Annotated in this window: 19 protein-coding genes; 12 read left to right on the top strand and 7 right to left on the bottom strand. The window is 63.3% G+C overall.

Annotated elements, in window-relative coordinates; translation table 11 throughout:
• Together QU481_RS21925 and QU481_RS21920 are read left to right on the top strand one after the other, a co-directional pair.
• A partial coding sequence (locus QU481_RS21925; RefSeq protein ID WP_289828758.1) for a transposase occupies nt 1–289 on the top strand: 289 nt, incomplete at its 5' end.
• Between the two features lie 109 nt (nt 290–398).
• Nucleotides 399–3,194, top strand: a complete 2,796-nt coding sequence (locus QU481_RS21920) for an AMP-binding protein (protein ID WP_289832123.1) — start codon at nt 399–401, stop codon at nt 3,192–3,194.
• 617 nt (nt 3,195–3,811) lie between these two features.
• Here the strand turns inward: QU481_RS21920 and QU481_RS21915 are convergent.
• Nucleotides 3,812–4,273 carry a hypothetical protein gene (locus QU481_RS21915; RefSeq protein WP_289832122.1) on the bottom strand — a complete coding sequence of 154 codons (462 nt, stop codon included), beginning with the start codon at nt 4,271–4,273 and terminating at the stop codon, nt 3,812–3,814.
• 418 nt (nt 4,274–4,691) lie between these two features.
• The gene (locus QU481_RS21910) at nt 4,692–6,092 is read right to left on the bottom strand and encodes a DUF3300 domain-containing protein (RefSeq protein ID WP_289832121.1); all 1,401 of its coding nucleotides are present in this window, start codon (nt 6,090–6,092) and stop codon (nt 4,692–4,694) included.
• Nucleotides 6,093–6,398: 306 nt separating this feature from the next.
• Here QU481_RS21910 and QU481_RS21905 point away from each other — a divergent pair, with 306 nt between their 5' ends.
• Nucleotides 6,399–7,100 carry a glutathione binding-like protein gene (locus QU481_RS21905; protein WP_289832120.1) on the top strand — a complete coding sequence of 234 codons (702 nt, stop codon included), beginning with the start codon at nt 6,399–6,401 and terminating at the stop codon, nt 7,098–7,100.
• A 225-nt stretch (nt 7,101–7,325) separates the two neighbouring features.
• Nucleotides 7,326–7,832, top strand: coding sequence for a hypothetical protein (locus QU481_RS21900; protein WP_289832119.1), 507 nt, complete (start codon nt 7,326–7,328; stop codon nt 7,830–7,832).
• Nucleotides 7,833–7,844: 12 nt separating this feature from the next.
• On the opposite strand, the gene QU481_RS21895 is transcribed toward QU481_RS21900, so the two are convergent.
• Entirely contained in the window at nt 7,845–8,306 is a 462-nt protein-coding gene (locus QU481_RS21895; protein ID WP_289832118.1) for a DUF4149 domain-containing protein, read from the bottom strand.
• Nucleotides 8,307–8,752: 446 nt separating this feature from the next.
• Between QU481_RS21895 and gorA the strand changes: the two genes are divergently transcribed.
• A complete protein-coding gene (gene gorA, locus QU481_RS21890; protein ID WP_289832117.1) occupies nt 8,753–10,111 on the top strand; it encodes a glutathione-disulfide reductase in 1,359 nt (452 codons plus the stop codon).
• A 245-nt stretch (nt 10,112–10,356) separates the two neighbouring features.
• The gene (locus tag QU481_RS21885; protein ID WP_289832116.1) at nt 10,357–11,112 is read left to right on the top strand and encodes a GIN domain-containing protein; all 756 of its coding nucleotides are present in this window, start codon (nt 10,357–10,359) and stop codon (nt 11,110–11,112) included.
• 861 nt (nt 11,113–11,973) lie between these two features.
• Here the strand turns inward: QU481_RS21885 and sugE are convergent.
• Both sugE and QU481_RS21875 read right to left on the bottom strand, forming a co-directional pair.
• Nucleotides 11,974–12,369 carry a quaternary ammonium compound efflux SMR transporter SugE gene (sugE, locus tag QU481_RS21880; protein ID WP_289832115.1) on the bottom strand — a complete coding sequence of 132 codons (396 nt, stop codon included), beginning with the start codon at nt 12,367–12,369 and terminating at the stop codon, nt 11,974–11,976.
• Nucleotides 12,370–12,555: 186 nt separating this feature from the next.
• Nucleotides 12,556–14,013, bottom strand: a complete 1,458-nt coding sequence (locus tag QU481_RS21875) for an aminotransferase-like domain-containing protein (RefSeq protein ID WP_289832114.1) — start codon at nt 14,011–14,013, stop codon at nt 12,556–12,558.
• Between the two features lie 172 nt (nt 14,014–14,185).
• On the opposite strand from QU481_RS21875, the gene QU481_RS21870 reads away from it, so the two are divergent.
• Nucleotides 14,186–14,791, top strand: a complete 606-nt coding sequence (locus QU481_RS21870; protein WP_289832113.1) for a LysE family translocator — start codon at nt 14,186–14,188, stop codon at nt 14,789–14,791.
• Here QU481_RS21870 and QU481_RS21865 read toward each other — a convergent pair.
• Nucleotides 14,788–15,222 carry a DUF488 domain-containing protein gene (locus QU481_RS21865; RefSeq protein WP_289832112.1) on the bottom strand — a complete coding sequence of 145 codons (435 nt, stop codon included), beginning with the start codon at nt 15,220–15,222 and terminating at the stop codon, nt 14,788–14,790. The two genes, QU481_RS21870 and QU481_RS21865, sit on opposite strands and share 4 nt — an antisense overlap.
• A 237-nt stretch (nt 15,223–15,459) precedes the next feature.
• Here QU481_RS21865 and QU481_RS21860 point away from each other — a divergent pair, with 237 nt between their 5' ends.
• From QU481_RS21860 to QU481_RS21845, 4 genes are all read left to right on the top strand, one after another.
• The gene (locus tag QU481_RS21860) at nt 15,460–16,008 is read left to right on the top strand and encodes an isochorismatase family protein (protein WP_289832111.1); all 549 of its coding nucleotides are present in this window, start codon (nt 15,460–15,462) and stop codon (nt 16,006–16,008) included.
• Nucleotides 16,009–16,019: 11 nt separating this feature from the next.
• Nucleotides 16,020–16,328 carry a DUF1272 domain-containing protein gene (locus QU481_RS21855; protein WP_289832110.1) on the top strand — a complete coding sequence of 103 codons (309 nt, stop codon included), beginning with the start codon at nt 16,020–16,022 and terminating at the stop codon, nt 16,326–16,328.
• 83 nt (nt 16,329–16,411) lie between these two features.
• On the top strand, nt 16,412–17,317 hold the full coding sequence (locus tag QU481_RS21850) for an EamA family transporter (RefSeq protein WP_289832109.1): 906 nt from the start codon (nt 16,412–16,414) through the stop codon (nt 17,315–17,317).
• Nucleotides 17,314–18,240: a GlxA family transcriptional regulator gene (locus tag QU481_RS21845; RefSeq protein WP_289832108.1), complete on the top strand. Its 927-nt coding sequence runs from the start codon at nt 17,314–17,316 to the stop codon at nt 18,238–18,240. Before QU481_RS21850 ends, QU481_RS21845 begins: the two co-directional genes overlap by 4 nt.
• Nucleotides 18,241–18,316: 76 nt before the next feature.
• Here the strand turns inward: QU481_RS21845 and QU481_RS21840 are convergent, their stop codons facing one another.
• Entirely contained in the window at nt 18,317–20,086 is a 1,770-nt protein-coding gene (locus QU481_RS21840) for a cation:proton antiporter (protein WP_289832107.1), read from the bottom strand.
• A 259-nt stretch (nt 20,087–20,345) separates the two neighbouring features.
• On the opposite strand from QU481_RS21840, the gene QU481_RS21835 reads away from it, so the two are divergent.
• Complete coding sequence (locus tag QU481_RS21835) at nt 20,346–20,681, top strand: c-type cytochrome (RefSeq protein ID WP_289832106.1); 336 nt, start codon at nt 20,346–20,348, stop codon at nt 20,679–20,681.
• The last annotated feature ends 267 nt before the right edge of the window (nt 20,682–20,948 follow it).

The raw sequence follows: 20,948 nt of genomic DNA, 5'->3' as shown, positions 1-20,948 counted from the left end.
GTTTGTGATCGTCGATGGCCATCCGATCCACAAGGCGAAGCTGGTCAGGGACTATGTGGAGAGCTTGGAAGGCAAGCTCAACCTGTTCTACTTGCCGCCTTACTCGCCGCAACTGAATCCGGACGAGCAGGTCTGGGCGCACGTGAAGCGCCAGGTATCAAAGCGTCTGGTGCAAAACCATGAGGAAATGAAGCGGCTAGCAATCGGCGCCTTGCGTCGAATCCAAAAGCTACCCGGGCTGGTGAAATCGTTCTTCCGCCAGCCTGAGTGCCAATATGCCTGCCAGTGACAATACTTTTGCAAAGCTTAGTATGTAACAACGCCTGGAAAAGTGGAGACGATTCAGTCCAAACTTAGGGACATCTGTAGTTCGTACAGCCATAGAGGGGGAAGCCTTCATGCCCTCCGAACCACCCTTCGCCACAGCCGAACAGGTCAAGCGACTGCTAGAAGTCATCAGCCAGCTGCGGCGAGAAATGCACCCGGCCAATCCGGGCAGCATTACTCTCGACAGTTCGTTTGAGCGCGAACTGGGGTTTGACAGCTTGGCCCGGGTCGAGCTGGTCCAAAGGGTGGGCACGGCCTTCGGCATACAGCTGCCCGATGATGCACTTTCTCGGGCGGAAACACCGCGCGATCTACTCCAGTTCCTTGAGCAACCGGCCCAACCCAAAGCTGAGATCGTTGTCGTGCCGCTGGGTGGGAGCAGCACTGTGGCGCAGCCGCATGATGCTCGCACCCTGACCGAAGCACTGGTTTGGCATGTCGATAACCAGCCGGATCGCGTACATGTGCTGTTGTACGACGAGAAGCAGGCGGTGCAACCTATAAGTTACCGCGAGTTATTCGAAGCAGGCAGGATGATCGCTGGAGGCCTGATCGAAAGAGGTCTAGAGCCTGGGCAGACTGTCGCGCTGATGCTGCCAACCGGCTTCGACTATCTGACCAGTTTCATCGGTGTCATGTTGGCCGGCTGCGTCCCGGTGCCGATTTATCCACCGACACGGTTGTCACAGCTCGAGGAGCATCTACGCCGCCACGCCCGCATTCTGTCCAATGCCGGCACGGTGCTGATGATCACCATCGCAGAAGCGAAGTCTGTGGCCGTGATGATTCGCGCCGCAGTCGACAACCTTGTCATGGTACTCACGCCGCAGGAGCTGGCCGGAGCCCCCACCAATCAGTGCTTCCCGGCACGAGCCTCGGATCTCGCTTTCCTGCAATACACCTCAGGTAGCACGGGGGATCCAAAGGGGGTCATGCTCACGCACGCCAACTTGCTCGCCAATATCCGAGGAATGGGCAGGGCCATCAACGCCTCCCCTGAGGACATTGCTGTCTCCTGGCTGCCGCTCTACCACGACATGGGCCTGATCGGCGCTTGGCTTGGCTCGCTTTATCATGGTTTTCCATTGGTACTAATGTCGCCGCTTGCCTTTCTCGCCCAGCCAGCGCGTTGGTTGCAGGCGATCTCCCGCCATCACGCGACCCTGTCGGGAGGCCCTAACTTTGCCTATGAACTGTGCGCCCACAAGATCCACGACCGCGATTTAAAAGATGTGGACTTGTCGAGCTGGCGCTTCGCATTCAATGGTGCCGAGCCAGTGAGCCCTGCCACAGTGAGCAGCTTCACAGACCGCTTCGCCCAGTACGGTTTCCGCCGAGCAGCCTTAGCCCCAGTGTACGGGTTGGCCGAGTCTTCGGTAGGGCTGGCATTCCCGCCGATTGGACGTGGCCCGCGCATCGATAGGATTGAGAAGGAACCGTTCGCCACCGACGGCGTAGCCGTGGTGGCAGCGACAGATCATAAGAACGTGTTGCAGATCCCTTCTTGCGGCCGCCCCTTGCCTGAGCATGAAATCCGTGTGGTAGGAGAAGACGGGAAGGAACTTCCGGAGCGCCAAATCGGGAAACTGGAGTTCCGTGGCCCCTCCGCAACCCATGGCTATTACCGTAACGCCCAAGCAACCAAAACACTTTTCCACGATGATTGGCTGGATTCCGGCGACAACGCGTATATGGCAGATGGAGAGGTCTATCTGACCGGCCGTGTTAAAGACCTGATCATTCGGGGAGGGCGTAACTTTTACCCTTATGATTTGGAAGAAGCGATTGGGGAACTGGCCAACATCCGCAAGGGTTGTGTGGCAGTTTTTGCCAGCGCTGACCCAATACACGGCACGGAGCGTTTGGTTGTGCTCGCTGAAACCCGCGAACGGAGTTCTGCCGCGCTTGATTCGTTGCGGCAGCGCATCAGTCAAACGGCTATCGACATCATCGGCACACCTGCAGACGATATCGTGCTGGCGCCGGCACACTCCGTTCTCAAAACCTCTAGCGGCAAGATTCGGCGCCAGGCTTGCCGACAGGCTTATGAGCGTGGCGAGCTAAGCGGTAAGGGTACCGAGGCTCACCCTCTGCCCCTGAAGCTCTGGAGAAATACGGGCTTGGCCCGAATTCGAATCAAGTATCGACAGCTCACAGCATGGCTCTATGGTATCTATGCCTGGCTAGTATTACTGGTGCTAGCCCTGCCGGCCGGGGGGCTGACCATTGCATTGCAGCGGCCGGCTCTAGGGCGGCGTATCGTCCGTACAGCGGCGCGTGCTGGCGTGCGCATGTTGAAGCTGCCGCTGGCAATTACTGGCCTCGAACACCTGCCAACAGAGCCCCATGTTTTGCTGGTCAATCATGCCAGCTATCTGGATGTACTGCTGCTCACTGCCTTATTGCCCGCCTCGCCCGGCTACACTTTTACCGCCAAGCGCGAACTCTCAGCACAGCCATTGCTGAAGGCCCTGCTTACCGGCCTAGGCACCCGTTTTATCGAGCGCACTGACGTTCAACAAAGCATGGAGAGCGTCGACGTGATGGTGTACGCCCTGCGCTCTGGGGAAAACCTGCTGGTATTCCCCGAGGGTACTTTCAGCCGTGAGGCGGGGTTGAAGCCGTTTCACTTGGGAGCGTTCATTGCCGCTTCCCGCGCCGGTGTTCCGGTGGTCGTTGCGGCCTTGCGTGGCACTCGCGTCGCATTACGCGATGGTACTTGGCTGCTACGGCACACCCCTATTGACTTTGAAGTTGGACTTAGTAAAAAGCCGGTCAGTTCAGGGTGGAGTGAGGTCGTGTCGCTGAGCCAGGAGACAAGGCGCGCAATGCTTTTGCTATGTGGCGAACATGACGCGTCGCCTTAGTGTTTTCTTCCAAGTCTCGGGCCTGATCGGCTTGCTTGGTTCACTGCGGTCGGTGTGAATCTGTTGGTCAGGTGCTTGCCCACTTACCGGCGCAACACGTGGATTGCTACCTGATTCAACGGCACGCCGATTGCGTGATGCGCCTTGGGTCTGATCCGGGTGAGCCCATGCGACACACCGGGCCATGTCGGTCTGACGCCACTCCAGACCAAGCAGGTTCGCCCGACGCAGCCTGGTGGCCAGCGCAAAGTGGACAACCTCTGCATGGTTAAGAGGGGGAGTGCGTCGATCAGCCGCTCGGCCTCTTCTAGGGTCAGCCAACGAATCCGCCGGCGCGGTTCCGGCGCCAGCCTTGCCGATGGGATCGTGTCGATCCATCCCCATTCATCACGCGCCTTGCGAAGGATGGCGCGGATTAGTGCCAGGTAGCGGTTCTTGGGGCTATTAGGAAGGGCAGAATGGCTTAACAGCATGCAGTATTACGTCGTGGGCTAGCTATTCCTGCATCAACCCGCGAAGCCTTTTCATCCTGCTGATTTTCTCGCCGCCATTCCGGAGGCTGGCCTTAAAAGCAAACCGCCCACGAGGGGCGGTTTCGTTGGCCTCTTCTGGCCGGCTTAATCGACCACGTAGTGCTTATAGGCCGCGATCCAGTCGGTGGCCATTGCCTTCTGTGCTTCGGCGAGTGAGATCTCACCAGCGCACACCATCTTGTGCAGTTTGTTTTCCAGTTTGTCCTTCACGTGCGCGTTCCACTGCGATTTCCACGGCTCTGGCCATAGGTTTCGCTCGTCTTGCGGATCTCCGCCGATTTCCAGGCTGATGAGGTGATCCTCCTCATAGTGTTTCGGGTCGGTATCCGCGTAGCCGTACTGACTTATTTGGGTCTTCTTCAGTTTGTTGGTGTAGTAGGCTGCCGGACGGATCGTCTTGGTGTAACCCTTCACGCACACCGTTTGTTGAATGTTGTCCTGGGTCACGTCCGGATTGGTCGCGCCGGGCGTCATATGCGGGTTGGGCAGGTCGCCAGCGGAAGCGAGACCGGTGGCAAAAAGCAGGGTAATGACTAGGTGTTTCATGGGCTGATAATTCGTTGGGATGTGCAAAAGGCATGCCCATTAGACACGAAAAAGGCAGGCACAACATATCTGCGCTGTGCTTGCCTTTGTTCGTTGTGAAATCAGTAGTCGAACAGGACGGGATCAAGCCGAGCGGCGTACCGATTCCACACCGCTTGGAGCACTCATGATCTTCGCGCCTTTCTTCCCTGTCACCACAGGCCGGCCTACTGGCGCTGTGGTGCTTGGCCGTCGCCAACAATAGACTCCGCTTGCGGCCAGCAGCCGAGAGGCTGCCCAGTTGGGGTGAGTCGACCACTGGTACAACTCGTTCAGGCAGCCCATCCAGCTTCTTGCAAGAATTGAAGATAGCGGGAAGTTAAGGCCAATCATTCGACAATGAGAAGAAAGATGAAAGCGCTCGCAGAATGGGTATTGGCTAGCGATAACCGCCCGAATGGCCGAAGCTGCGCGAGCCGCTCAAGCTCGGTTCGGCTCGTGCAGGCGCTGGCTCGGAGGGGCGGTAGGGAACCGCTTGAACATAGGCCGGCGTTGCTGCCCGGCTAAAGTGTGTGTTCGGGGCCCGTTGGACCGGGGCGGCTCCTTGGCCTTGAGGTGTCCGGTACGGCACCGGATAGGATGGACGTGGGGCTACCGGCAGCGCTCTAGCGGCCGGGAGTGGCGGCGGAGCCCACGTCCGCACGGTTGGCGGCGAGGCTGCGTGTTGGGCGCCGAGCGTGTCGGTCGGCCGTGCCCGTGGCGCTATTGCGGGGTGGGAGAGTTGTTCGGGAACGATGGCCGGACGCAGCGGCGATGTCGAGGCATGACGGGTACTGAGCGTGGTGTTGGGCGGGGCCGGCATCGGTTCCGTCGGACGGGCGAGCTGCGTAGGTGCGATGATCGGGCGCAGTGGCGATGTCCAGGCGTGTCGGGCACCGAGCGTGGCATCGGGCTGGGATGGGGTAGCTTTCCTCTGGCGGCCGGGCTGGGCTGGGGCCGTTGCGCCGGTAGGTGCCGGTGCAAGACGTGCTGACACGGGCGCGGCCGCCGGCAGTGAGCCACGATGCCAGGTCAACGTGTCGGCCGTCGCAGCGAGCGTCCGCTGCGGGTTGCTTGCGTTGAAGTGGGCAACGTTGACGAACAGACGATGGGCGTGCCAGTCGCAGCCCCCCCACAGCGCGTGGTGGACGACGATGCCATTGCCGAAGCGGATGCCGTCGTGATGGTGGCGGACATTGATGCCGTGCCCCCAAGGCGGCGGGAAGAAGAACGGCGGAAAGGCCGGGTAGCGCCAGATGCCGTAGACGACGTCTGGGTCGTAATAGGGCAGGTAGATCATCTCCTCGTCGGTGGGCTCGATGGCCAGGCTCTCATCCGGCTCGACCACCAGGTTTTGTGCCTCGCTGTCGTTCAGATAGCCGGCTTGCTCGGCGTGCATACGCAAGCGCTGCACTGCAGCCATCAGTTCCTGAGGCTGGGCCTGGACGGCCTGGCCCAGCGAGTCAACCCAGCCGGGCTGGCTACCCATCAGCGCCAGCACGTCAGGCACGGCCATCAGCGATTGCACGCTCGGGTCCCAACTCTGATCCTGTACCGCCTGCACGGCCGCATCACCGCTCAGTTCGGGGTGCTGCTGTATCCAGGCGGCGGCAGCGGCGACATCGGCCGGGTAGGTCGATGCCATCAGTATCTGCGAGAGCAATGGATCAGGGTAGAGCGCGATCGGCGCAACCAGCTGCTCGAGCTGCGGCGCGCTCAGCCGCGCCGCACTGGCCGCCAGCGGCAGGCAGCAGATCAGCACGATCAGGATACGGTGCAATACAACGAACAGGGAGCGCATTCCTACACCCCATCGAACCCGGGTTAGGCCAGTCACTCGACTACAAAGTGACGCTTCGCTCCAGTTCAACTATAGCTACGGGTATTGAGTGGAAAGGCCGGCAGTCGTTAACAGTTATTGCCGTTGCCGGGCCTGACCCAGCCCAGTGGAACTTGCATCGCTCAGCCCCCTGCGACCGGTCAGCAGCGCGCGAGATGCCAGATGGTCAGAGCAAAACTTGGCCCTGTAACAATCCCGAGTTATGGCTCTCGTCAAAGGCCACAGCGGGCATCATATTGTCATAACTGCACCCACGGAGAACCCACCATGATCGATCTGTACTACTGCGCGACGCCGAACGGCCACAAGCTGACGATGTTCCTGGAGGAGGTTGGCCTGCCTTATCGGATCATCCCGGTCGATATAGGCAAGGGCGAGCAGTTTCGCCCCGAGTTCCTGGCGATCTCGCCAAACAACAAGATCCCGGCGATGGTCGACCATGAGCCGGAAGGAGGCGGGGCGCCGATTTCGTTGTTCGAGTCGGGCGCGATGCTGCTTTACCTGGCCGAAAAGACCGGCCGTCTGCTGCCGCACGACCTGGCTGGGCGCGCCGAAGTGCTGCAGTGGCTGTTCTGGCAGGTGGCGGGTCTGGGGCCGATGGCTGGGCAGAACGGTCACTTCAACGTCTATGCGCCGGAAAAGGTGCCGTACGCGATCGAACGCTACGAGAAAGAGACCAACCGGCTCTACGGCGTGCTGGACCGTCGCCTGGCCGACCGCGAGTATGTGGCGGGCGAGTTCTCGATCGCCGACATCGCCGCCTATCCGTGGATCGTGCCTCACGAGGCTCACGGTCAGAACCTCGACGATTTCCCGCACCTGAAGCGCTGGTTCGATGCGATCGCGGCCCGGCCTGCCACGGTTCGCGCTTACGAGGGCGTCGCCGAAAGCTACTCGCGTGCCAACCCGATGTCCGAAGAAGCGCGGCGCATCCTGTTCGGCCAGACAGCTGCTTCGACTGCACTCTAGAAGAGCGGCAGTTCGGCCGGCCTGAGTAGCTGAGGGCCTACTCGGGCTGGCGGTGGTTTGCATGGCGCAGGCTTAGGTGCTGTTCTTCCGGCGAGGGATGTCGGGGTTGGTGCCTGGCGCGCCGAGGTGGTCAGCTATCTGATTCCGGCCTTGGGGAGCTGTTCTTGGGCGAACGCTTATCGCCGGAGAAGGCGCAGCCGCGGTGAGTCTTGAGGGAAGGGTAGGATGGTGAACTGGTTCGATCGGCGGCATGGCATCCTTTCCTCCGCATCGATGCAGGCGGTGCTGGTAGGTATTACGGCCGGCACCCTTGCCACGGTCGCGCAATTGTTGTTGTGGTGGCTGGAAGGGACGCCGGTACTGGCGACGCTGCTGCGCGATGCGCGACTTACAGCCGCCATCTTGCTGGGCCGTGACGCGCTGGCACCGCAACCGGGCTGGCCGTGGCGAGTGTTGCTGGTGGCGACACTGATCCATTTCGCCCTGTCCGTCGGCTATGCCGCGTTGGCACTGGCCATCGCAGGGCGCCTGCACCGCCGCATGGTGCTGCTCGGTGGCGCCCTGTATGGTCTTGGTATCTACGCCGTCAATCTGTACGGCTTTACCGCTTTGTTTCCGTGGTTTGTCGTGAGCCGAGGTGCGGTCACACTGCTCGCTCACCTCGTGTTCGGCATCGTCACGCTCGGTGGGGCCTGGTTGCTCAGACCGCCCGAACCGGGCATGTCGCGCTGACTGTTCGACCGCTCAGGCAAGCAGGCGACCCAGCGTCGCCACCGCGATGGTCACCACGCCCAGCAGCAGATTGCCGCCCACCGCGTGGCGGATGCGGTTGAGCGCGGCGCCAGCCGCCTTCCAGTCTTCGGCGGCGACGGCCCGCTTGAGGGCAGCGTGGGGCACGACAAACACGTAGACAAAGACGGCGATCATCACAGTGCCCAGCGCCAGCATCAGGTGCCAGCTGCGCGGGGCTGCGGCAAAGCCGACTTGGCCGAGCATGGTCATGCCACTGGCTGCGATGACGACGACAGCACCCCATACCCAGACAAAGAAGCGCTCGAACACCTGGCGCCACAGTTTGAGACGCAGCGGTGGTTCGAGTACCGCCGCCGCGGCGGGGCGCAGGCAGACATAGGCGAAGAACATGCCGCCGACCCACAGGGTGACGCTGGCGATATGCAGAAAGAGGAGGAGCGGCTGGGGTGTCATGGGGGGTCTTGGTCTTGAGTGTGCTTGGAACTTGGCATTTTATACTTTCGGTGGCCGGTCGGAATGGATATCCATGCGCTAAACAGGCGGCTTGGGCAAGCTGAAGGCTGGAAGATTGCTGCTGGCGCCTTAGAGCCTGTTCAAAGTCTTTTTACGGCCGCAAAAAGACTTTGAACAGGCTCTTATGCGTTTCCCCTGCGCTTGAGCCAGCCCTCCTGGGCCGGTACCTGCCGGCACATCGCGTTGTCGTTCACTCACTGGCAGTGAATGACACTACGACGGGGCGCTCTATCTAGCGCGGCATCCGGCAGGAGCCGGTTGCGGCCGAAGAAAGACTTTTTTGAACAGGCCCTTAGCAGGGCACCGTCCAATATCAAACACTGCTCCTATAGTTAAAAGCGTTGTCATGTGACTGCCGTCGTGGCGGATGGCCATGGAGGTCGATGATGTCTTTCGATTTCGACTTGTTTGTGATTGGTGCGGGGTCGGGTGGGGTGCGCGCTGCACGTTTCTCGGCCGGTTTCGGCGCCCGAGTGGCGATAGCCGAGAGCCGCTATCTGGGCGGGACCTGCGTCAACGTTGGCTGCGTGCCGAAGAAGCTGCTGGTGTATGGAGCGCATTTCAGCGACGACTTTGCACATGCGCCAGGGTTCGGCTGGGAGGCTGTCCACCCGGGGTTCGACTGGCCCACGCTGGTCGCCAACAAGAACCGCGAGATACAACGGCTGAACGAGGTATATCGCGGCCTACTGGTCAACAGTGGCGTGACGCTGTTCGAGGGGCACGCCACGCTCTGTGATGCGCATACCGTGTCGATCGCCGGCCAGCGCTTCAGCGCGGCAAATATTCTGCTCGCCACTGGCAGCTGGCCGCAGATGCCGGATATTCCCGGCAAGGAATATGCGATCACCTCCAACGAGGCATTTTTCCTGAAGGAGCTGCCGCGGCGCGTGCTGGTGGTCGGTGGCGGCTACATCGCGGTCGAATTCGCCTCGATCTTTCATGGTCTGGGCGCGCAGACGACGCTGCTGTACCGGCGGGAGCTATTTCTGCGCGGTTTCGACCGCAGCGTGCGAGAGCATCTTCGCGATGAGCTGTCGAAGAAGGGCCTGAGCCTGCAGTTCAACGCCGATATTGCCCGTATCGACAAGCAGGCTGACGGCAGCCTGGCCGCCACGCTGAAGGATGGCCGGATGCTGGGGACCGACTGCGTGTTCTACGCCACCGGGCGACGAGCGATGCTGGACGGGCTGGGGCTGGAGAACACCGCGGTCGAGCTGGACGAGAACGGCTTTATCGAGGTGGACGACGAATATCGCACCACCGAGCCCTCGCTTCGCGCCATCGGCGATGTGATCGGGCGCGTGGCGCTGACCCCGGTCGCGTTGGCCGAGGGCATGGCGGTGGCGCGTCGGCTGTTTCGGCCGGAGGAATACCGTCCGCTCGACTACGCGCTGATTCCGACCGCCGTGTTCAGCTTGCCGAACATCGCCATGGTCGGCCTCAGCGAAGAGGAAGCTGTCCGCCGTGGGCACCGGGTCATGCTGTTCGAAAGCCGGTTCCGGCCGCTGCAGTTGACGCTGACCGGGTCGCAGGAGCGAGCGCTGATAAAGCTGGTGGTGGATGTGGATAACGATCGGGTGCTCGGCTGCCATATGGTCGGCCCCGAGGCGGGCGAGATCCTGCAGGGCCTAGCGGTAGCGCTGAAGGCTGGAGCGACCAAGGCGGTGTTCGATGAGACCCTTGGCATCCATCCGACCATGGCGGAGGAGTTTGTCACGCTGAGAACGCCGCTCGGCGGCTGATGCGCCCAACGAGTGAATCATCTCACCCGGTACATGATCGTTGGTCGCGTCACGGCCCTGCGTGAGGGCCTGCCACGGTGAATGTTGTCACTACTCGCGACGGTGGTGCTGGCTTCCGGAGAGTGGCTTTTCTATCCTCTCGAGAGGGGGGCGACCTGGTCAGGGCCGAAGGGGCCGGTATCAACGGCGCCCTGCCGCGCGGACACCGGTGCATTGCCCCTCGCCGGACAGATCAGGGAAACGTCATGAAAGCTCTCGTTTTCAACGCCACCAGCGTGGGTAGCGCTGCGGTGTGTGCCGTGCTGATGGCCGGCCAGTCTTGCCTGGCCGCCAGCTATTCCAGCAGCGTGGTGGTCGACAGCAGCGGTGACAGCGTGGTGATCGTCAACGGTCAGGTGGTATCGGGCGGGCACAGTACGGTGACCGCCAGCGGTCCGGCCAGGTCCGAGGAGCGCAAGATGCCAGCCTATTCCGCCATCACCATCGAGGCGCCGGTGAGGATGTCGTATACGGTCGGTGAGCGTTCGACGCTGAAGGTGACCGCTCCGGCCGATGTACTGCCCTTGCTCAGCACCACACTGGAGGGGGGGCGATTGGTCGTGAAGCTGAACGGCTCGGTGGTGATGAACCAGCCTATCCTGATTGAAGCGACCGGCAGTTCTGGGTTGGAGTCGGTCAATCTGGTCGGTGCCGGGGACTTCAACGCTTCGGGCCTGGCCGGGCGAACGCTGAGCATCGAGGTCAGCGGTTCCGGCAATGTCACCGCGTCGGGGAGGTCGGGGCGTGTCGAGGCCCGGATCAGCGGTTCCGGCGAGGTGGACGTGTCCGCGCTTCAGGCCAACGCGGTGTCGGTTGAAGTGTCCGGCTCGGGTAACGTAAAGGCCTACGCCTCGCAAGCAGCCCAGGTGGCGTTGCTCGGCTCGGGCGACGTCCGGGTTTACGGCAAGCCGGCCCAGCGTTCGGTGAATCGCGTGGGGTCGGGGCAGGTGTCGTTCGACTGAGGTGCTGTCTCATTCGTTGTAAACCGTTGGCCCCGTTCATTATGGCGGGGCCAGCGGTTTTTTGCGGGTCTGCAGTCGTTCGCGAGCGCCACGCATGGCGATCGGCGAATAGTCGACGACCCGGCCGCCCGGCTGCGGCCGCCTAGTAAGTGGAGCGGCCTTGTCGTGACAGACCGCCCGAGTGGCCCTGGCAGGGTCGCCGTCGATCATTTTGCAGCCTTGCCGGTGTAGTAAGGGGCCCACAGACTGCCCCGGTAGGCGTTCTTCGCTTCTTCTTGCGGTTTCGATTGGGGTTTCGAGGCCGGTTTTTTCGGTTGGGGGTGCAGGAACAGGCTATTGGAGAACAGCTTTCCTCGGCTGTTTGGTTTATGCATGACAAGCGGACGTTTGCAGGGTTATGGATGGGTGAAATACCGATTCAGACGGTGCAGCCAAGCCATAAGCGGCGATGAGCCTTCATGGCTATGGGGACGACAGGCATAGGGAAAGGGTGGGGGGCACCCTGCTCCGATGCTTGTGCACGTCGATGAAACGTGGCTTCGTCCCGATTGCCGTGCAAAGGTTCACTCAACAGATACATAAACAGACTCATGACTGCCTCCCGATCGGAAACGCGACGCTGGACTCGCTGCGTTGATGTCATCCTAAGCATGCGGGCATAAAAAATGAGTCAATCTGCGCAGGGCTTGCATAAAAAAAGCGTAAAGGCGCAGAGCGGTGAGTCGGGGCGGGCCGCAGCTTGGTAAGGCGGGGAGGGGGGCGCCTCGAACGGTGGGGTGGGGCTCTTGCCAGCGTAGGCGGCAGGGTGTACAGGAAAAAGCCGATCGGGCAGGGCGCGATCGGCTCGGTGGCGGTGGAAAATCAGCCGGCCAGCTTCAGCCCGACGATGCCGGCGGCGATCGCCATCAGGCTACCGACGCGCAACAGCGTCACCGCTTCGCCCAGCCACACCATGCCGATGATGGCGGTGCCGCAGGCGCCGATGCCGACCCATACCGCGTAGCCGGTGCCGACCGGCAACTGTTTCAGCGCCCAGGAGAGCAGCAGGAAACTGGTGCTCAGCGTCACCGCCGTGAACACCGACGGCCACAGCCGGGTGAAACCCTGCGACTCCTTCAGGCCGATAGCCCAGCACACTTCGAGCAGCCCAGCGACTACCAGGGCTATCCAGGAATACATCATTGTTGACTCGGTCGGGGTCGTCCCCAGGATGGATACGCCGGCCGGGTCGTCCCGGTCGGGGGTGGTGACGGCCACCAATAAAGCCCTTCTGGCGGTGCTGCGCTGCCTTGCCATATGACTTGTGCTGTAGCTTTGCAGAAACTTCGGCTACACCTCGTTTTCTGCGGCAGCGCGTCGAGCAAAACCGCTGCGGAGGGCTTTCTCGGCGGCTTGGATCATTCAGCGATTGGCTCGAAGAGTCGCATGCCATCACTGCTGGGGTCAAGGCAGCGAACCGGTTTCCAGCTGCTGAGTGGCCAGCCGGCCGACCCGGGCAATCGCCGCCAGGTAGTGCTCGTCGAGCGGGTAGCAGCAGGACAGCCGCAGGCAGTGGCGGTAGCGGCCGCCGGGCGAATACAACGTGCCGGGCATGATGCTGATCTGCTCCTTCAGCGCCGCGTGAAACAGCGCCTCGGTGTCGCAACCCTCGGGCAGCTCCACCCACAGCAGGAAGCCGCCGGTGGGGGTGGTAGCGCGGGTGCCAGGTGGGAAGTGTCGCTCGATCAGGCCGCGCACCGTGTCGACCTGGCGCGCGTAGTGGCGGCGCAAGCTGCGCAGGTGGTGGTCGTAACCACCCGATTCGAGAAACAGCCCCACCGTTTCGGCCAGCACGGCCGGCTCCGACACGGTGGACGCGAACTTCAGCCGACGGATCGCGTCACCGAAGCGGCCCGGTTCCAACCAGCCGGTACGAAAGTCCGGCGCCAGCGTCTTGGTATAGCTGGCGCAGACCAGCACCCAGCCGTCGCGGTCGAACGCCTTCACCAGCGGTGCCGGGCTGTCGGCAAACTGCAGTTCGGCGTACAGCGCGTCTTCGATCAGCGGCACTTTGTAGCGATTGACCAGTTCGGCCAACCTTTGCTTGGCCGCTAGCGGCATGCTGCAGCCGAGCGGGTTGTGCACGTTCGGCATTGCGACGATGGCGGCGAGCCGGCCTTCGGTTAGCAGCAGCTCCAGTGCGTCGACCGACAGGCCGGTGTCAGGTCGGGTGGGAATCTCCACTGCGTTCAGCCCCAGGCTGGCCAAGAGCGGCAGTAGGTTGAAGTAGGTAGGCGACTCCAGCCCGACCGCGTCGCCGGGGCGTGTGGTGGCGCGCAGCGCCAGTTGCAGTGCCTCCATGCAGCCGTGGGTGAGCACGATGTCGTCGGGCGTGGCGCGCATGCCCAGCGCCAGCATGCGCCGCGCGATCTGGGTGCGCAGCCGCAGTGACCCGGGCGGCAGCGGATAGGTGCCGATCAGCTGCGGCTGGCGGCGCAGCACGCCGGACAACAGCCGTGCAAGCTTCGCGCCCGGGTAGAAATCACCGCCCTTCGGGCAGGCCAGCGCCAGGTCGGTGTAGCCGGGGGTCTGCTGCGCGGTGAGTACGCTGCCGATCAGGTCGAGCACCTTGTCATCGGTGGGCTGTGCAGCGCCGGCATCATTCAGAGCGCTGCGCGAGGGCGCCGGCAAGCGGGCGCGCACATAGTAGCCGGACTGCGGCCGTGCCTCGATCAGGCCGCGGTCTTCCAGGAGCCGGTAGGCGGCGGTGACGGTGTTGAGGCTCAGCGTGCGGCTCTTGGCGCTCTGGCGCACCGACGGCAGGCGCGCACCTGGGGGCAGCGTGCCGCTGGCGATGGCGCCGGCCAGCTCGTCGGCGAGCTGCTGGTAGAGGCTGGCGGGGGCGGTAAGCAGGGTGTCCATGGCTCAAGCTTGATCCGGAGTGTGACGCGGGCATAGCGACAGTAAGTCCCGATTGCGATGGTGACAGTTGGTTTTGTACTGCAACTGACACCATTACAATAGTCTGTTTCTGAATCTGTCACCTCTGTCGGACAGAGCTTAGCATGGGTTTCTCGTGATAAAGGAGCTTGCCATGCTGGATCTGGCCTTGATGTCGTATGTGGGGGTGATGTCGATCACCCCCGGCCCCAACAACCTGATGCTCGCCGCGTCGGGCGTCAACTTCGGGTTTCGCCGCACCGTGCCGCACATGCTCGGCATCAGCAGCGGCCACGCGTTCCAGGTAGCGGTGGTGGCGGCGGCGCTGGCGTTCATCCTCAACTGGCTGACCGCCATCCGCGTGCCGCTGGCGATCGCCGGCTGCATCTATCTCTTGTGGCTATCCTGGCAGATCTGGCGCGCCGGCGAGCCGGGGGCCGGCGGCAATGCCAAACCGATGGGGCTGTTCGGCGCGGCGGCGTTCCAGTGGCTGAACCCGAAGGCCTGGGTGATGGTGATCAACACTGCGATCCTGTTCATGCCGTCGCACGGCAATCTGCTGAGCAATGCCGTGCTGCTGGCGCTCTTGTGCGGGCTGATCAACCTGCCGTGCATCGGCGTCTGGGCGCTGGCCGGGGACCGGATGCGCCACTGGCTCGCCACCGCGCGGGGTCTGCGCCTGTTCAACGGCACGATGGCGGCGCTGATGGCCGGGACGGCGGTATGGTTGATGGTGGACGAGTTGATGCTGGTGCTCTAAGCGTTGTGCTCGGGGCCTTTGTCGAACTCGCTCGCGTAACAGACCGGCGATGCCAGCTCGATGCCGGGATCGTCGGCGGCTAGTTGCGCCTCCAGGAATTGCTTCAGCACTTGGGCGTTATTGTGCTCGGTGTCACGGCTGGCGTAGACCAACGTCACATCGCCTTGCCGTGCTGTGCCGAGCAGCGATTGCACGTGTTCAGGATGGGCGAGCAGTTCCTGCCAATACTTCTGGCAGAACGTTGGCCAGCGTTCGGGCTGTTCGTGCAGCCAGCGGCGCAGCTCGTCCGTGGGTGCGGCGTCTTTCAGCCAACGGACGTCCTTCAGCTCGGTCTTGCTGATGCCGCGTGGCCAGAGTCGGTCGATCAGAAAGGCGTTTTGGGTGCCGGGCGGCAGGTCGTAGACCCGGACGAGATGGATGCGGGACGGCATGCGGTCTCCTTCGTCGAGCGGCGGTGCGGCATTGCCGGCTCGGCAGTCGGTCGAGAAATGGCCGATGCAGTGATAATGCACTTTGATTTATATCACTGTACGATATATTTCGCAGCGCCGGAGGAGATGGCTCAGCAACGATGTCCGGATTTGCCCCTCTCTTGTCATGAAATGGCATCGTGACGGTGTCTGTCGCAGGCTACGCTATGGCCATCTTTCACCCGATGGGAAACCGACATGGCCAGCGACACCGCACTGCTTGTGATCGACGTTCAGCAATCGTTTCAACACCGCCCTTATTGGGACGAGAGCGAGCTGCCAACATTCCGCGACAGCGTGCTCGCATTGATCGCCGGTTGTCGCGCCGCCGGCGCGCCGGTGGTGTACATCCTGCACCAGGACGACGACCCGGAGTTCCGCCCGGACAGCGGCCTGGTCAAACCGATGGCTTGGCTGCCGGACCAGCCGGACGCGCTGTTCGTTAAGCATGTCCATAACGCCTTCACCGATACCGAACTCGGTGCCTGGTTGGTCGAGCGCGGCATCCGCCGGTTGATCGTGTCGGGCATCCGCACCGAGCAGTGCTGCGAGACCACCACCCGGGTGGCGTCCGACCTCGGTTACCGGGTCGACTACGTGACCGCCGCGACGCTGACCTTCGACATGGTGCATCCGGTTACTGGCCGCATCTTCACTGCCGCCGAGATCCGCGAGCGCACCGAGTTGGTGCTGTCGGGCCGCTTCGCCCGCATCGCCAGCGTCGCCGACGCGCTGGCGGCCCTGTAGGAGGGCTGACCATGCTGGAACTACGACCTAGCTGCGAACACTGCAACGCGCCGCTGCCGCCCGATTCGCTCAAGGCGCGCATCTGCAGTTTCGAATGCACCTTCTGCGCGCACTGCGTCGATACGGTGCTGGGCGATGTCTGCCCGAACTGCGGCGGCGGTTTCGCGCCGCGGCCGATCCGCCCGGCGCGCAACTGGAAGAACGGCAACGACCTGGTGCACCATGCTGCCGGCACGCGGGTGGTGTACAAGCCGGTCGATGCAGAAGCGCATGCGGCGTTCGCCGCGGAGATCCGCGACGTGCCACCGCAGCAGCGCTGACGCGGTTGTTCGGCAGGGCGGGGCCCGTGGCGGCCTCGCTATGCTATTGTAATGTTTGTCGATTGAATCCAGGAGAGCAGGCGATGCCGTTCGCAGACTTGTTGCAGGCGCTTGCCGTGGTGCTGGTGTGGGGCGTCAATTTCGTGGTGATCAAGTGGGGTGTGGCCGACGTGCCGCCGCTGCTGCTCGGTGCGATGCGCTTCACGCTGGCGGCATTCCCGGCGCTGTTGTTCATCCGCAAGCCGGCGCTGCCGTGGCGCTGGCTGGCGGCCTACGGACTGACCATGGGCGTCGGCCAGTTCTCGCTGCTGTTCACCGCGATCAAGCTCGGCATGCCGCCGGGCCTGGCGTCGGTGGTGCTGCAGTCGCAGGCCTTCTTCACGCTGCTGATCGCCGCCGCCTGGCTCGGCGAGCGCTGGCAGCCGGCGCAGTTGCTGGGCCTGCTGTGTGCGCTGGCCGGCCTGGTGCTGATCGGTATCGGCAAGGGCGGTACGCTCGGCCTGATCGGCTTCGCGTTGACCATTGCCGCCGCGCTGTCCTGGGCCACGTCGAACGTGGTGGTGCGCGCGATCGGCCGCGCCGGATACCGGCCCGACCCGCTGGCGCTGGTGGTGTGGGCGAGCCTGATCCCGCCCTTGCCCTTCCTCGGCCTGTCGCTGACTTTCGACGGCGCCGACAAGATTGCCTACACGCTCACCCATCTGACCGGGGCGGCAGTGTTCGCCACGTGTTATCTCGCCTTTGTTGCGACCCTGCTCGGCTACGCGCTGTGGAGCCGGCTGCTGACCCGTCATCCGGCCGGCAAGGTGGCGCCGTTCTCGCTCTTGGTGCCGGTAGTGGGCCTTGCCACCGCCTGGCTGGTGCTCGACGAGCGGCTCAACGGCTGGCAGGCGGCCGGCAGTCTGATGCTGATGGCCGGGCTGGTGCTGAACGTGTTCGGCCAACGTTGGCTGGCACGACTCGGCCAACCGGTGGCGAGCCGACCATGAGCGAGGTTATCTTCGCGCTGCCGCCGAACGTGATGCTGCTGGACCTGGCCGGCCCGGCCGAGGCGTTCCGGGTGGCGGCACGCTGCGGAGCGCCGTTCGCGCTGCGCTTCGTGTCGGCCGACGCCGAATTGACCAGCTCGGTGGGGCTGGCGCTGTCCGGTCTCGAGCCGCTGCCCGAGGCAGTGCCGGCCGACGCGCTGGTGCTGGTGCCGGGCACGGTGAACGACGAACACGATGTCGACGCACCGGCGGGGCGGGCGCTGGTGCGCTGGTTGGCCGAGCGGGCGGCGCCGTCCGGGGCGCGGCTGGCGGCGGTGTGCTCCGGGGCGCTATTTCTCGGAGCGGCCGGGCTGCTCGCCGGGCGCGCGTGCACCACGCATTTCAGCCTGTTGGCTGCGTTGGCCGAACGGGTGCCAGGCGCGCAGGTGCAGGCCAACCGGGTGTTCGTCAGCGACGGGCCGGTGGCGACCAGCGCCGGCATCTGTGCCGGCATCGACCTGGCGCTGTTCCTGGTGGCGGAGCTGGCGGGCGCGGATCTCGCCCGCCAGGTGGCGCGCCACATGGTGGTGTATTTCCGGCGCAGTCCGGCCGACCCGGCGCTGTCGCCGTGGCTGGCCTACCGCAACCACCTGCACGATAAGGTGCACGCGGTGCAGGACCTGATCGCCGCCGACCCGGTGCGGCGCTGGTCGCTCGACGAGCTGGCCGAACAGGCGCATGTCAGCCCGCGCCATTTGGCGCGGCTGTTCCGCGAGCACAGCGGCACCACCGTGCTCGGCTACCAGACCGCGCTGCGGCTGAGCCTGGCCGAGCAGTGGCGCGCCAGCGGTCTCGGCAAGGAGAAGGCGGCGCTGGCGGCCGGCTTCGCGTCGGCGAAGGCGTGGAGGCAGGCGAGCCGGTTGGCCGAATCGCGGCACGATTGAGCACCGTCGGCCGGGCTCGTCCAACAACAAACCCCGCGCGAGGCGGGGTTGGCCGAGTCAAGGTTGGCCGAACGGCTCAGTGGTGGCCATGGCGTTCCGGTTTGAGCGGGTCGGGCGGGGTCTCCAGCGTCTCTTGCAGTGCGATCTGCAGCCGAGAGTGCAGCCGGATCAGCTGGCGGCTCAGCAGCAGCACCGCTACCACCGCCACGCCCAGCACCACCAAGCGGGTTTCCAGCGGCGGCAGCAGGCTGCCGCTCACCGCCGAGATCACCAGCAGCATGATGCCGATGCCGAGCAGCGGCACCAGCTCGGCGATGATCTGCCGCGCGGCGGCCGGATAGCGGCCGGCACTGCCGCGCACCGTCATTTCAGCCAACATCTGGCCCAGTGCCTTCTGCTTGCGGTAGCACGCGACTAGGAATGGCAACGACAGCAGCATCGCCGCGCCCCACAGCACATTCTTGTGATCGAGCGGCGAGGGCAGGAAGGCGAGCACGCCGCTTTCGAACAGCGCGGCGAGGCCGAGGAACACCCCGGCTACCAGGCACAGGTTGACCAGGATCTGCAGCAGGCAGCGCTGCACGATCGCCGCGGCCAGCGCGTTGTCGCCGCTCAGTTGCAGGCTGCCCAGCCAGCGGGTATACAGGCCGAACACCGCGGTGAGCCAGCCAGGCAGCGTGCTGCCGATGCGACGCGACAGCGGGTCGGCCGATTGGATCAGGTAGGGGGTGAGCAGCGTGGTCAGCGCCGATACTGCCACCGCGATGGGGTAGAGGAAGTCGCTGGTCACCTTCAGGCTGACGCCGAGTGCGGCGATGATGAAGGAGAACTCGCCGATCTGCGCCAAGCCCATGCCAACGCGCATCGAGGTACGACCGCTCTGGCCGGCCAGGAACGCGCCGGTGCCACAGCTGACCAGCTTGCCCAGCACCACCGCCACGGTGATCACCGTGATCGGCAGCCAGTAGTCGACCAGCACGCGCGGGTCGAGCATCAGGCCCACCGCCACGAAGAAGATCGCCGAGAACATGTCTCGCACCGGCGCGATCAGCCGCTCGATCAGATGCAGCTGGCGCGATTCGGCCATGATCGCGCCGATCACGAAGGCGCCCAGCGCCACGCTGTAGCCCAGCTCGATCACCATCAGGCAGAAGCCGAAGCACAGCCCCAACACCGTCACCAGCAGCATCTCATCGTTGTCGAAGCGCGCCACGTAGGCCAACAGGCGCGGCACCACCAGGATGCCGACGGTCAGAGATACCACCAGGAAGATGCCGAGCTTGCCGAGGGTGGCGCCGACGGTGGCCATATTGATGTCGCCGTTGACCGCGATGCCAGACAACAGCGCGATCAGGCCGATCGCCAGGATGTCCTCGACGATCAGGATGCCGAACACCAGCTGGGCGAAGCGCTCGCGCTTCAGGTTCAGCTCGGACAAGGCTTTCACGATGATGGTGGTCGACGACACCGCCAGCATGGCGCCGAGAAACAACGAATCCATGGTGCGCCAGCCGAAGAAACGGCCGATCTCGAAGCCCACCCAGATCATCACCACGATTTCCATCAGCGCCGCCACCAGCGCGGTCGAGCCGACCTCGCGCAGCTTCTTCAGGCTGAATTCCAGCCCCAGCGAGAACATCAGGAACACCACGCCCATTTCGGCCAGCGTTTCGATCGTGTGTGAGTTGGTGATCAGCGGGTAGGGTGGGGTGTGCGGGCCGATGATCAGGCCGGCTAGGATGTAGCCTAGCACCACCGGCTGGCGCAGGCGGGAAAACAGGACGGTGGTGGCGCCGGCGATCAGCATGATCACCGCGAGATCGCGCAGGAAGTCGGCTCCGTGCATAGGGTCCTCGGAGTTGGTGGCCGGCGGCCAGCGTTGCTGGATGACGGTGCGCCTGGAAAGACCGGTGGGGCGGTCAGGCGGGGAGGGCAATCGTGCGGCTTGCGCCGATTGCTTTCTGATATCGTACAAATTGTAACATTCGAGCATTAGATCTTTGTCATGTTTTTGTGACGCCTCGTCATTGGCAACTTGACAGACTTTGCTCAATCGCAACGTTTCTGCAGAAAACCTTGTGTTGGATGTTTCCGTGGAGGTTGTCATGAAACTTGGATTTCTTGCGGTAACAACGCTGTTTCTGTGTGAATGGGCTGCGGCCATGCCGCTAGATGGCAAAGCGCTGTACCAAGAGAACTGCGCCAGCTGCCATGGCCCCACAGGAATGGGCGGTGCGGGTCCAAAGCTGGTTGGCGATGCCAGCGAATGGACTCCCAAGCTGTTTGAACGGGCGGTGCTACGCGGCATCGACGACCAGGGCAAGGCGCTGAAGACGCCGATGCCGCATTGGGAGAAAGGCAGTTTCAAGACCGATAAGGGTGCCGCGCCAAGCAAGGCCGAAGTCGACGCGATTCAACACCACCTACATGCCTTGAAGTAAGGCTTCAACACCGTTAAGAGCCTGCTTACGATCTGCTGCACTCGGGTGAACCTGCGTTGAAATGGCGCTCAACATGCTCATGTACTCCATGTACATTCCGCTGTTTCGCGCCATTTCGCCTTGGCTGACGATAGCGTCTATCAAGGTGGTGTAAATTTCAGGCCAGAACTCCGGTCCGGTTTTCCAGGTTTACACGCCCAGTAGCTGGGCGTTGTCAGGCAAGCCCTCTGCAGGCTCCGCCATGGTGTGCTGCGGCATATAGCGGTG

Source organism: Crenobacter oryzisoli (genome assembly GCF_030385785.1).
GTDB lineage: Bacteria > Pseudomonadota > Gammaproteobacteria > Burkholderiales > Chromobacteriaceae > Crenobacter_A > Crenobacter_A oryzisoli.
Note: the sequence above shows the minus strand (reverse complement) of the source record. Positions and strands in the feature narration are given on the sequence as shown.

What these genes read in the sequence shown, in the direction of transcription:
- QU481_RS21920 (WP_289832123.1), top strand. Translation starts at nt 399, where the DNA reads ATGCCCTCCGAACCACCCTTCGCCACAGCCGAACAGGTCAAGCGACTG.
- QU481_RS21915 (WP_289832122.1), bottom strand. Translation starts at nt 4,273, where the DNA reads ATGAAACACCTAGTCATTACCCTGCTTTTTGCCACCGGTCTCGCTTCC.
- QU481_RS21910 (WP_289832121.1), bottom strand. Translation starts at nt 6,092, where the DNA reads ATGCGCTCCCTGTTCGTTGTATTGCACCGTATCCTGATCGTGCTGATC.
- QU481_RS21905 (WP_289832120.1), top strand. Translation starts at nt 6,399, where the DNA reads ATGATCGATCTGTACTACTGCGCGACGCCGAACGGCCACAAGCTGACG.
- QU481_RS21900 (WP_289832119.1), top strand. Translation starts at nt 7,326, where the DNA reads ATGGTGAACTGGTTCGATCGGCGGCATGGCATCCTTTCCTCCGCATCG.
- QU481_RS21895 (WP_289832118.1), bottom strand. Translation starts at nt 8,306, where the DNA reads ATGACACCCCAGCCGCTCCTCCTCTTTCTGCATATCGCCAGCGTCACC.
- gorA (WP_289832117.1), top strand. Translation starts at nt 8,753, where the DNA reads ATGTCTTTCGATTTCGACTTGTTTGTGATTGGTGCGGGGTCGGGTGGG.
- QU481_RS21885 (WP_289832116.1), top strand. Translation starts at nt 10,357, where the DNA reads ATGAAAGCTCTCGTTTTCAACGCCACCAGCGTGGGTAGCGCTGCGGTG.
- QU481_RS21875 (WP_289832114.1), bottom strand. Translation starts at nt 14,013, where the DNA reads ATGGACACCCTGCTTACCGCCCCCGCCAGCCTCTACCAGCAGCTCGCC.
- QU481_RS21870 (WP_289832113.1), top strand. Translation starts at nt 14,186, where the DNA reads ATGCTGGATCTGGCCTTGATGTCGTATGTGGGGGTGATGTCGATCACC.
- QU481_RS21865 (WP_289832112.1), bottom strand. Translation starts at nt 15,222, where the DNA reads ATGCCGTCCCGCATCCATCTCGTCCGGGTCTACGACCTGCCGCCCGGC.
- QU481_RS21860 (WP_289832111.1), top strand. Translation starts at nt 15,460, where the DNA reads ATGGCCAGCGACACCGCACTGCTTGTGATCGACGTTCAGCAATCGTTT.
- QU481_RS21855 (WP_289832110.1), top strand. Translation starts at nt 16,020, where the DNA reads ATGCTGGAACTACGACCTAGCTGCGAACACTGCAACGCGCCGCTGCCG.
- QU481_RS21850 (WP_289832109.1), top strand. Translation starts at nt 16,412, where the DNA reads ATGCCGTTCGCAGACTTGTTGCAGGCGCTTGCCGTGGTGCTGGTGTGG.
- QU481_RS21845 (WP_289832108.1), top strand. Translation starts at nt 17,314, where the DNA reads ATGAGCGAGGTTATCTTCGCGCTGCCGCCGAACGTGATGCTGCTGGAC.
- QU481_RS21840 (WP_289832107.1), bottom strand. Translation starts at nt 20,086, where the DNA reads ATGCACGGAGCCGACTTCCTGCGCGATCTCGCGGTGATCATGCTGATC.
- QU481_RS21835 (WP_289832106.1), top strand. Translation starts at nt 20,346, where the DNA reads ATGAAACTTGGATTTCTTGCGGTAACAACGCTGTTTCTGTGTGAATGG.